Source organism: Candidatus Methylarchaceae archaeon HK02M2 (assembly GCA_024256165.1).
Classification (GTDB): domain Archaea; phylum Thermoproteota; class Nitrososphaeria; order Nitrososphaerales; family JACAEJ01; genus HK02M2.
Window position 1 is genome coordinate 23,477 of sequence record JAKLZG010000064.1, and the last position, 10,608, is coordinate 34,084.

11 protein-coding genes are annotated in these 10,608 nt (G+C 37.3%); 4 read left to right on the forward strand and 7 right to left on the reverse strand.

All coding sequences use genetic code 11. The features are described from left to right. Positions 1-127 precede the first annotated feature (127 nt). Positions 128-1,150, reverse strand: a complete 1,023-nt coding sequence (locus tag L6N96_05190) for an ADP-ribosylglycohydrolase family protein (protein MCP8323554.1) — start codon at positions 1,148-1,150, stop codon at positions 128-130. 64 nt (positions 1,151-1,214) lie between these two features. Between L6N96_05190 and L6N96_05195 the strand changes: the two genes are divergently transcribed. After that, complete coding sequence (locus L6N96_05195; GenBank protein ID MCP8323555.1) at positions 1,215-2,147, forward strand: ribbon-helix-helix domain-containing protein; 933 nt, start codon at positions 1,215-1,217, stop codon at positions 2,145-2,147. A gap of 59 nt (positions 2,148-2,206) precedes the next feature. On the opposite strand, the gene L6N96_05200 is transcribed toward L6N96_05195, so the two are convergent. Further along, positions 2,207-3,475, reverse strand: a complete 1,269-nt coding sequence (locus L6N96_05200) for a nicotinamide mononucleotide deamidase-related protein (protein ID MCP8323556.1) — start codon at positions 3,473-3,475, stop codon at positions 2,207-2,209. Between the two features lie 97 nt (positions 3,476-3,572). Here L6N96_05200 and L6N96_05205 point away from each other — a divergent pair, with 97 nt between their 5' ends. After that, on the forward strand, positions 3,573-4,331 hold the full coding sequence (locus L6N96_05205) for an ATP/GTP-binding protein (GenBank protein MCP8323557.1): 759 nt from the start codon (positions 3,573-3,575) through the stop codon (positions 4,329-4,331). 276 nt (positions 4,332-4,607) lie between these two features. On the opposite strand, the gene L6N96_05210 is transcribed toward L6N96_05205, so the two are convergent. Then, a complete protein-coding gene (locus L6N96_05210; protein ID MCP8323558.1) occupies positions 4,608-5,690 on the reverse strand; it encodes a radical SAM protein in 1,083 nt (360 codons plus the stop codon). 18 nt (positions 5,691-5,708) lie between these two features. Further along, entirely contained in the window at positions 5,709-6,749 is a 1,041-nt protein-coding gene (gene amrS, locus L6N96_05215) for an AmmeMemoRadiSam system radical SAM enzyme (protein ID MCP8323559.1), read from the reverse strand. Positions 6,750-6,841: 92 nt separating this feature from the next. Here amrS and L6N96_05220 point away from each other — a divergent pair, with 92 nt between their 5' ends. Then, entirely contained in the window at positions 6,842-7,738 is an 897-nt protein-coding gene (locus L6N96_05220; GenBank protein ID MCP8323560.1) for a ribose-phosphate pyrophosphokinase, read from the forward strand. A gap of 5 nt (positions 7,739-7,743) precedes the next feature. On the opposite strand, the gene L6N96_05225 is transcribed toward L6N96_05220, so the two are convergent. Then, positions 7,744-8,355 (reverse strand): hypothetical protein, encoded by a 612-nt coding sequence (locus L6N96_05225; GenBank protein ID MCP8323561.1) that lies wholly within the window; start codon positions 8,353-8,355, stop codon positions 7,744-7,746. A gap of 358 nt (positions 8,356-8,713) precedes the next feature. On the opposite strand from L6N96_05225, the gene L6N96_05230 reads away from it, so the two are divergent. Further along, positions 8,714-9,742, forward strand: coding sequence for a hypothetical protein (locus tag L6N96_05230; protein ID MCP8323562.1), 1,029 nt, complete (start codon positions 8,714-8,716; stop codon positions 9,740-9,742). 89 nt (positions 9,743-9,831) lie between these two features. On the opposite strand, the gene L6N96_05235 is transcribed toward L6N96_05230, so the two are convergent. Further along, positions 9,832-10,170, reverse strand: a complete 339-nt coding sequence (locus L6N96_05235; GenBank protein MCP8323563.1) for a transcription factor S — start codon at positions 10,168-10,170, stop codon at positions 9,832-9,834. Between the two features lie 4 nt (positions 10,171-10,174). Continuing rightward, positions 10,175-10,462: a hypothetical protein gene (locus L6N96_05240; GenBank protein MCP8323564.1), complete on the reverse strand. Its 288-nt coding sequence runs from the start codon at positions 10,460-10,462 to the stop codon at positions 10,175-10,177. Between the last annotated feature and the right edge of the window lie 146 nt (positions 10,463-10,608).

Below are 10,608 nucleotides of genomic sequence, written 5' to 3' on the forward strand. Positions count from 1 at the left end.
ATTAAATAATTATAACCATATCGCTACAACAGCATTAGCTACTATCCGTAGTATACTTCCTATAGTATATTATCTATAGGAATTTGACCTAAATCTACAACCATATCTCCAAGCGCTAGTATACCTATCACTCTATCAACCTCATCTTCCGCACTTCCAAGAGTTTCCTAGCAATTTCATCAAAATTCAGTTCATTGATTTTCGCAACTTTTTTAACCATCTCCTTAGGAAAAGCCTCGATCCCTTTAAATGCCCCTCCAATCCCGCCTACTATCGATGCTATTGTGTCTGCATCCCCGCCTATGTTTGTTGCCATTATTATAGCATCCATCGGCTCTCCATAAGTAGCAGCAAATACTCCAAATGCTGTTGGCACAGCTTCATTAGAAGCTATTCCAGCACCGACATAATTGTAAAGGTAATCTATAACTTCTATAGGACTCTTAGCATGTGAAACCAAATTTATAGCCAGCTCTATTCTTTTATCTACAGGAGCAGCTGGATATAGACTTCCAAACTGAGCACCAAGCCTTGCACCTCTTATTCCAGCCTCGATGATATCGTCAATACTACAATTTCCTTTGATTGCCTTAGAGATCGAACATGCTACAGCTGAGGCAGCCGAGATAGCTACATCAGTATTGTGAGTGAACGCACATGATTTCGCCACATCTTTTACTATTTCGTGTAAATTTGAACCCGCATCGACAATTCCTACTGGAGACACTCTCATAGCTGCACCATTTGTAGCCCCTAATCCAGAGACATACTTAATATCGACTCCTCTTGCCACCTTCTCTAAAGCTGCTCTCGTGCTAGGTCCCAATAATCTCTTTGCAGAAGCACCGCATTTAACACTCCACTCCCATAATCGCTGTGCAAAACCTTCTGATGAGATATATTGATCATTTATCAATGCATCTGCTAAGACCAATGTTATTTGGGTATCATCGGTAACATGCCCAGCCTTTAACCCATCATGGACTATGTGCCCTTTAGGTGCATCGAAAAAACTTATTACCTTTCCAAACTTTTCACTTATCTGTTCTGGTGTGTACCCAGATGTAGGCATCCCCATGGAATCTCCGATCGCTACGCCTGCCAAGCATCCAACTGACCTTGAAAGTATCAATTCATAATCTGTAGTCATTCTCAATCCGTAACTTAGACCAAGAGTATTATAAGTAATTAATCTAATAATAATTCGTTCAAAATTGAGTAGCCCGATAAATGTAAGGCTTCCTGAAAAGATAGTAAGAGAACTTGATGGATTAGCCAACGAGTATGAGTTAAGTAGATCAGAAATCATACGTCAAGCTTTAACTTTTTATCTAACTATGCTAAAAAGTATAGGAAGTATAGTACGCCCTACGATATTTAAAGTAACGCCTTCACAAGTAGTCTTGATGAAAAGGGGAGATGTGTCACTTTTAAAGCTACCGACTGGCTTGATTTTAACCTTAAGCTATACATCATCAGGTGGTATAGGCTCGAAACCAATGGATAAGGTAAAGGTGGATTGTTTTACATTAGGTCGTTTCATGACCAGGTTAGTCCTTATGGATACCATTGCGATAAATTCGTGGCCAAGGCTAATTGTAGTGACATTGAGCGTTGAGATGACCCCCACAGGTATCAATATATTAGAAGGTGTAAAGAATGAGTTAAAAAAAATAGGACTCGATCCAGAACAGTCGATAAGCGTAAATACAGAGGAGAATGTAATTACCGATCAGACAGGTCTAGGTTTAATGGCTTTGGGACTTGTCCATGAAGATGAGCTGAGAATGGGGCGAACTCAGCCTAACGATGTCCTTATAATAATAGGTAATCCAAAGATTGGAGAAGAAGTCCTACAAGCTGAGAGAGAAGGAAAGATAGCAGACCTTCAAGAGATCCTTAGGTTGCTTCAACTTGATTTTGTTCACGATGTAATTCCTGTCGATACTCAAGGCATAGCCTACGAAGCAAGGATGATAACCCAATTAGTCGGGCGTCAAGTTAAGTTTTATGATGGTGTTGGAATAGACTTAGAAAAACCAGCAGGTCCTGCTACAGCAATATTGGTTACTGTGGATGGAGCACAGATCGAAAGACTTGCACAGATTATTAGAAAGCCAATAACGACCATCGGTAAAGTTATGTAAAATTCTTATCTACCATAAACCTTCACAACTGAATATCAAACTAACCAAACTTATTTTAACTACTGATTATCTTGATCCTTCATAAAGTAGTCTTTCAGAAGCTTTTCTGTAGTGCTGGTAATCTCCAAACTGTTCAGTTCTTCAACCTTGAACCAATTGACATGAGAAGACTCTTCGCTACCTCTTATCTCTCCATCAATGCGATTTGCTAAAAAGTTTAAGATCAAATAGTGAAAGCGTATCCTATTCTCATCATCGAACACAATATAATCAGATACATCTATTAGATCCACTAACTCTACCTTGAGCCCTACTTCTTCTTTTACCTCGCGTTTTACTGCATCTTTAATCGTTTCACCAAGCTTTACAAGACCACCTGGTAGGGCCCATTTGCATTTACCTGGTTTATGCGCCCTTTTAACTAAAAGAACCGAATCATTTTGCTTGATCAGTGCCCCCACACCTACCATTGGATACTCAGGATATTCCCGCTTTAACATCTCGATCTTAGATCTTGTGCTTTTCTCATCGACTTTCCCACCATATTCGACTATTAAAGAGACCAACTGCTCTAATGCAACCTCGATTCTTTTTAAAGCGATTGAAGGCTCCTCGGCAGTTGTAGTTACTTGAATTTCAATCTTAGAAACACCCTCTTCTCGACCTTTTGGATGTGATTTTATATACACCAAGGGATTACTTTTCAACACTCTGTCAATAAGTGGTGCCAATTCTGATTCAACTATACCAGTTATGAAAACATTATTCTCTCGGTAGAAACCTTTTCTTATTTTTGCTATAATTGGTATAATACTTTCTTTAAATAAGGTCTTCATCTCTGATGGAACTCCAGGGAGGCAGATGATATTCATACTGCCTTTTCTCAATAAAACTCCAGGAGCTGTACCTACTGGATTTGGAAGAGGTTTTGAACCTTCAGGTAAAGTAGCCATCTTTATCCTCTCAGGTGTAAGCTCGACCGTTTTCAGCAGACCATGATCAAAAATCTCTGTATACTTCTTTTTTACCATCCTTAAAGCATCTTCGTTTAAGACTAATTCTCGATCGAGGGATTTCGCTAAACCTTGGAGTGTCTTATCATCATAAGTAGGTCCCAGACCACCTGATATGATCAACCAATCTACTCTTCTTTCAAAAGATTCTCTAACTGCAGAAGATATCTCTTCTATATCATCTCTAATTACCGTACAACGCCTAACGAAATATCCTAACTCAGTTATAGCCTTTGCAAGCCAATGAGCATTTGTGTTTAAAGTCTTTCCATTAAGAAGCTCATTTCCAACAGAGATTATCTCATAAATATCCAATTCTAAATTTATAAAGATCTTTTATTTATTATTAGAGTTTTACTCGAGTTACAGATACAAAAAACATTAAACAAACCTCTCCAATTTAATATGGCTTATGTTCGTAATATTCATCTTAGGAACTGCTGGGTCAGGCAAGTCCCTTCTTACATCAACACTCGTCTCTTGGTATACTGAGAAAGGCTCATATGCAATATCTGTCAACCTTGATCCAGGACCTTTAGAACTTCCCTACGTGCCAGATGTCGATGTAAGAAACTATATAGACATTCAAAATATTATGGCGACTTACCATTTGGGACCGAACGGGGCCCTGATACTTGCATCTGACCTTATCGCAACCAAGATCGAGAAACTCCAAGATGATATCGATGAGTTCCGTCCAGATTACGTAATAGTAGACACACCTGGTCAGATAGAACTCTTCGCTTATAGATCGAGTGGTCCTTTTATAGTCCAGAATTTAAGTTGCGAGAATAGAGCATTACTCTTTCTTTTTGATACTTTGCTTGTCTCGACTCCTATAAACTTCGTCTCAATGGCACTTCTCTCAACATCTGTTCAATTAAGGCTTAAGCTATCACAGATACCTGTATTGACAAAAAGAGATTTGGTAGGTAAGGGAATAAATCGAATTATGGAATGGGCATCGAGCTCAGCTATTCTTGAAGAATCTATACGTGAAGAAGAGGAGGGATCACAGTACCTTTTAAGTAGTAAAATTTTACGCGAATTGATATCGCTTGGTTTTGAGCAAGATCTTATACCAATTTCATCGATTACTCGGGAGGGTTTGGTAGTGCTTTCTGCTACCTTAGCTAATATCCTTCGTGGTGGAGAAGAGGTTAACGATTAATTATATTCAATCTATTTCTTACTTAGCCACCACTTTAAATACTCATCGTGCTTTCGCTTTTTACTATTTTCTACCCTTTCTCCTCTAAGTTTTTCCTTTAAATCTAAGAGTTCATCCTTCGTAATATATAAACCACACTTCTTACAAATATAGTGCTTAGAAGTAGAATCATAAAACACGATGCCTCCACATTCTATACAATATTGTTGCGTCATCCCAGATTATCTAATTTTAATAGCTTGCTTAAAAGTTTAACAATCGGGATACTTTACCGTCTTATGTAATGAAATTCTCCAATCCAACATCTTTTACGATATGTATCGTCTGCTCCATCTCATCCCTACTTAGTCTTCTCTTTAGTTCTGGTATCTCATGAGCCCTCCAATGGGGAGTATATTGCCACATAACATTGACCCTAACATACCTTCCTAGGTTCTTAACTATCCACTCAACTATGGGTCTGAAGCAACATTCTATATGTTTCGGGAGAACCAATATGCGTATAATTAACTCTCCATGTTCTTTAGCAATGAGATGGTTTCTCGTACAAGTTTCCCAATATTTTGGTGCATCGGATATCCTTATTGCACAATCGTTATTTCCATACTTGAAGTCTAACAGATAAACATCAGCCCACTGAGCTAGTAATCGAGAAGAAGGGTGACTGTAGTAGCTATTAGAGTTCCAGACTATAGGTAAATTTTCCTTAATCTCCCTTGATATCTCCAACCAGTGATAAAGATAAGGAGTAGGGTCTCCACCTACCATATTCAAGTTCCTACAACCCCTTGATTTGGCTTTATCTACCTGACTCGCAACCTCTTCAAATTCGTATTGAGTGCCTGCCTCTTTCCATTGGCTGATCATCCAATTCTGACAATGAAGACACGTCATAGTGCAACCAATAGTGAACACGGTGAATGATGGTACAAGCTCAGGCTCTTCTCCATAATGGTCGAACATAGTCGAAACAGGGAAATCCATACTGCAACCACAGTACTCCGTTTTGCCTTTTAATCTGTTGACTGCACACGCGTGTATGCAGAATACACATCTCTCAAGCACTTTCTTTGCTAAAGCAATCTTGAGATCTAGTAGACTATTCTCAGCAAGATCATTGATTTCTTGGCCAGAATCGACCTTTTTTATATAATTATTGAAATCTTCAACTGATTTGTTGTGTGCTTTCCACATCTCAGCCGTGCTTTTTCCTTGAAAATCGATGGAAAAAGTCTTTAATAAATTGAACTTTGCAATCTTCTTATCGAATATTATATCAAAATATCGCGATAAAGAGGCTTTGCACTTCTTATCATAGAGTACAGTAAAAGAATCTTGGCGTAACGCTTTCCATATCAAATTTCACCTTCACCTATATTAAAACCATCTAATAAAACTTCGAGTTTTCACTTCACCTATTATATTGATATTAAATCCACAGTTAGGACACTTTTTATCCTTTGATAGATCGATCTTAAGCACATCGAAACCCGTCCTTCTTATTAAAAGATGTTGGCAATTTGGGCAGTATGTATTTTCACCCTCGCCTACCACATTCCCTATATAGACAAATTGTAATCCCTCTTCCTCAGCGATATTCTTCGCCTTTAACAAAGTCTCAAATGGTGTTGCATATATGTCTGTCATCTTATAGTGGGGGAAGAAACGTGAGAAATGTAAAGGTGTGTCTGAGCCTAAACAATCCTTCACCCATGTTGCAAGCTGTTTTATTTCGTCCAAAGAATCATTGATGCCAGGGATTATCAAGTTCGTCACTTCAATGTGTGTACCTTTTCTCTTCATCAATTTTGTTGCTAAAAGTACAGGTTCTAAACTGCCCTTACAATAAGTGCGATAAAAGCCTTCAGTAAAGCCCTTTATATCGACATTGGCAGCATCTATATATTTAACTAAAGGTAAAAGAGCTTCCTCTGTTATATAACCATTCGTAACAAGTACATTATGAATTTTATTCTCATTCGAGAGCTTGGATGTCTCATAAACGAATTCATACCAAAGGAGTGGCTCGTTGTAAGTGTAGGAGATGGATGAAGAGTTTGCTTTAAGAACTCTTTTAATGATTTCTTCAGAAGTGATTTCATGTGAATAGACTTCGCCAGGAGATGCTTGGCTTATCTCCCAGTTCTGGCACCATGGGCAGAATAGAGTGCATGATAAACTTGATATCGAGTATGTATCGCTACCAGGCCAGAAATGAAATAAAGGTTTCTTTTCTATTGGATCGATAGCCTCTGCAGTAGTTGTGCCATATATCAAAGTGAAAAGAGCCCCATTTCTGTTCTCTCTTACTCTACATACTCCCCTTTTTGAGTTCTTTATGGTACAACCTCTTGGACAAAGCTTGCATTTCACATCAGTACTAATAAGCTTCGTGTAGGCCATTGCCTCTTTTTCCATAACCGTCTATGAAATTATTGGTAAGACATCCTAATAATTTTATTTAATCTGTTGCGATAAAGAAAAAAGGCACCCGACTCTTTCTACATTACATGTCTATAGATGGACAAAAAGGGTGGTTGATCGCCCCAGGACCGGCATCAAAAGACTTAGCAACTAGTTTAGCTGAAAAATTGGGTGCAGATCTTGTAAAAATTGATGCCAAACTCTTTCCAGATGGTGAGAGCTACTTCAGGATTATGAGCGATGTTATGAATAAACGTGTTGCAATAGTGCAGTCATCCTATCCACCAATCGACAGGTATATACTGCAATTGTTGTTTTTAGCTCACAAACTAAATGAAGATGGTGCAGAGGTTCATGCAGTAATCCCGTACTTAGCTTACGCCAGGCAACATAAGATCTTCCTTCATGGGGAGATCGTAAGCTTAGGAGTTTTATCTCATCTACTTAGATCTGTGGGAGTTAGAAGGTTGGTTACTATCGATATACATAATGTAGAAGGGCTGGGACTGTTCTCCATTCCTGCCTATAGCGTGTCAGCAATTCCTCTGATGGCTAAGTACTTTAAAAAGTACAATTTGAATGAGACTATTGCGGTATCTCCTGACCTTGGTGGGTCGATCAGAGTGGAAGCTTTTGCAAAAATACTAGGCGTTGAGTACTTATCACTTGCTAAAGTTAGGGATCAAGTTACAGGGGAGATTATGTTAGAAGAAATAACAAAAAACGTTCAAGGCAAGGACGCAATTCTTGTTGATGATATTATAAGTAGTGGTAGGACGGTGGAATTGGCTGCACTCAAATTAAAAGATTGTGGTGTTAGGAAAGTATTTGTAACTTGTGTCCATCCGTTACTGACTGATGATGCTTTAGATAGGATAAAGAATGCTGGTGTTGAAGAGCTTGTAGGAACGAATACTATACCAAGCTCTATCAGCAAGATCGATGTAGCGTCTGTATTAGCATCCCACTTGTCTACCCTCTAATTTTTTTATTCATCACATTCGAATGTTTTTTCACTTAGCGTTGATTCTTCCTCAGATAAGACTTGTAGAGAGCTCACAAAGGGCTGAAATTCTTCAGCATACCTCTCTACAATTTGGCTCAAACTCTGAAGAGCTTCGACTTTTTCATACATTGCTACAAAAATTGTATTAAAAGCTAAGCTTGTTTTAGTAAGGGTATAAAAATAAGCTTCAACTTCGTCGACCCCAAATAAGCTTAATCTATAAGGGTCTCTAGAAAAAAGTTCTGAGAAAAAGCTAATGTGTACCTTGAGTATATCAAGGGCGTAGAGCATTGAATTGAGGATACTATCATCTACAACTCTTTTCTTAACTTCTTTGCGAAGAAATTCAAAATAATTATCATAATGCTTGATAATCCTTTGCATAATTGGATAAAGATTTAAAGAATAGAGAAGGTAATGAATAACTTCTGTTTCAATAGCTGACTCTTTATCATCAGCCTCAATGATAGGAAGGATTACTTTCTTAATTATTATATCCGAAATATACTTGAAATAACCCATTTCTTCCTCTGCCAAATTAGAAAAATATTCCTTTAGAATATCTTCCCTTGGAAGAGTTATTATTACACTCATCTCGTGATATACCTCTATTTTGGCTAGTCACTTATTTACTATAAACTTAGTGCTAAACACGTTTATATAAGAACTCTTATCTGTATGAGAATAACATTAGTCGTTTATATCATAATACGTCTCTTGGAAGATTTTTTATGGAAAAGGAGTTTGAGGAAAGATTATGAAAAGAATGAGGTAAGGAACCTTATATTCAATATGTGTATCCGAATTAAGTACAAATTGAGACAATAACATCAATTTTATACGTCCCTTTTCTTCAAACAATATGTGATGTCCTGTTTCGACATAATTAATTTGAAGTTTAGTTTTCCAATTAAAAACTTCTTTTATGTAAGTCTCACCATCATTATCTTAAATGGCGAATTCGATACAACAATGTAGAAATACTTTCTTCTTACTCTCAGGAGAGAAGAGCACCCTTAATCAGGCTGAGTTAAGAGCCCTTGTGGAAATTTATGATCGTAAAGCAAGATTTGAGAAGATTGGTGAGCGTGTATTCGTTGTAAGTGGAAAATTCAACCCAAATATAATTGTAAAGAGAGGCGCGTATGTGAATGCTGGCGGTCTTCTTCTAACTCAATGTAAAATGGAAGATATGGAAAGGTCGATAAACTCTATAGCTTTTGAAGAATTCATTGATGACTCAAAAATCTTTTCAGCATCAGTCTTTAATCTATCCAATAAACCGCTATCGGAGAAAGTAGAAATCATCATAGGCTCTGCTGTGAAAAGAAGAATCCCCAAAGCTAAAGTTTCACTTACAAATCCTAAGCAGATCGTAACCGGTATAATTTCTAATGCTAATCTTATCATAGGTATTACAGATTATATGAATAAGAAAGGGTGGGTATTAAGGCGACCTAGGACCAGACCTTTCTTCCATCCTTCGGTACTATATCCTAAGTTTGCAAGAGGTTTGGTCAACCTATCACGCATTAAAGAAAGAGAAATTCTTCTCGATCCATTCTGTGGTACAGGAAGCATCTTGATAGAAGCATCATTTATTGGAGCCAACTGTGTTGGCATAGATATATCTATGAAGATGTGTCGAGGAGCTATGAATAACCTAATGCATTATAGGCTTACAACCCTTGGAATCATAAACTCAAACTCTCTAAAACTTCCTATAAGGCAAGCGGATGCAATAGCAACTGACATTCCATATGGAAGATGCGCATCATCAAGGGGTTTAAAGACTTCCAATCTGCTACAAGAATTCATCTCGAAAGCAAAGGATATATTACCTAAAGGAAGGTATTGTATTTTTGTCCATCCTAAAACAATTAGACTAGATGACTTAGATGGCTTTGAGGTAAAGGAAGACCATGAGGTCTATGTTCACAGAAGGTTAACTAGGGCTATAACTGTCCTAAAGAGAAAGTAGCACTATAGATTGAAAAATTCTCTACTTCTCAAACATGAACTACAAAGGTTTGATTATTTTATATTAAAGATATCTATTAAATTTACAAATTATGCATAAAATCTCCAAGTGTAATTACATTTTGTGCACCTGTAGAATTGAGTAGGTGGTTCATCTCCACTTCTAGTTTGCAGGAACCACCAATATGCATTCGTATTGTCACATTTAGGGCATTCTATGGTGGTGGTAGGTAATGTCTTAATTTCATCTGCTTCATCTCCAAGCACTTTTATATAAGTTCTTGACGCGCTTTCCTCTGTTTTAGCCATAAGCTTTTCTATTCTGGTGTAAAAACCACATTTTTCACAAGCTAAACCAGGGAATGATATATCTCCAATCTTAATGAGTTTGTACTTAAGCTTTGTACCACATTTTTCACAGAACTGCATCAAATCACTCCGACTTTTGACCCAGACTTATTTTTATTTCTGAAAGCATTTCAGCTGATTTTTCTATTGCTTTTAAAATATTCGAAATTAAAACATCTACAGGTTCAACATCCTTTGTTTGAATTCTCATAGTAAGCCTATTTAGCAATGGATGTTGTTGGATAACTCCAGCAAATAATATACGCTCATCCTCAAGGAGTTCATGGTGAATAATATGCGGTATAGATATGTCTTCATCAGTTATATGCATAAGTAAAGTCTTGCTTTCATTGGAAAGTACTTTGAGTTCCATTAGTCTGTTATCATCATCGGAGCAAGTTAATAAGAATTACCCTTATGATTTTGTAAGGTTTGTGCACTCCTGGCATAGATCTCTAGATATACTAACGTTGGATACTTTTAGGTCTCTAAATCTCCTTCTAAACGATGTATATATAA

Excerpts from the sequence above, each read along its gene's own strand:
- L6N96_05230 (MCP8323562.1), top strand. The coding sequence starts at position 8,714 with ATGGCGAATTCGATACAACAATGTAGAAATACTTTCTTCTTACTCTCA.
- amrS (MCP8323559.1), bottom strand. The coding sequence starts at position 6,749 with ATGGAAAAAGAGGCAATGGCCTACACGAAGCTTATTAGTACTGATGTG.
- L6N96_05205 (MCP8323557.1), top strand. The coding sequence starts at position 3,573 with ATGTTCGTAATATTCATCTTAGGAACTGCTGGGTCAGGCAAGTCCCTT.
- L6N96_05240 (MCP8323564.1), bottom strand. The coding sequence starts at position 10,462 with ATGGAACTCAAAGTACTTTCCAATGAAAGCAAGACTTTACTTATGCAT.
- L6N96_05190 (MCP8323554.1), bottom strand. The coding sequence starts at position 1,150 with ATGACTACAGATTATGAATTGATACTTTCAAGGTCAGTTGGATGCTTG.
- L6N96_05220 (MCP8323560.1), top strand. The coding sequence starts at position 6,842 with ATGTCTATAGATGGACAAAAAGGGTGGTTGATCGCCCCAGGACCGGCA.
- L6N96_05225 (MCP8323561.1), bottom strand. The coding sequence starts at position 8,355 with ATGAGTGTAATAATAACTCTTCCAAGGGAAGATATTCTAAAGGAATAT.
- L6N96_05235 (MCP8323563.1), bottom strand. The coding sequence starts at position 10,170 with ATGCAGTTCTGTGAAAAATGTGGTACAAAGCTTAAGTACAAACTCATT.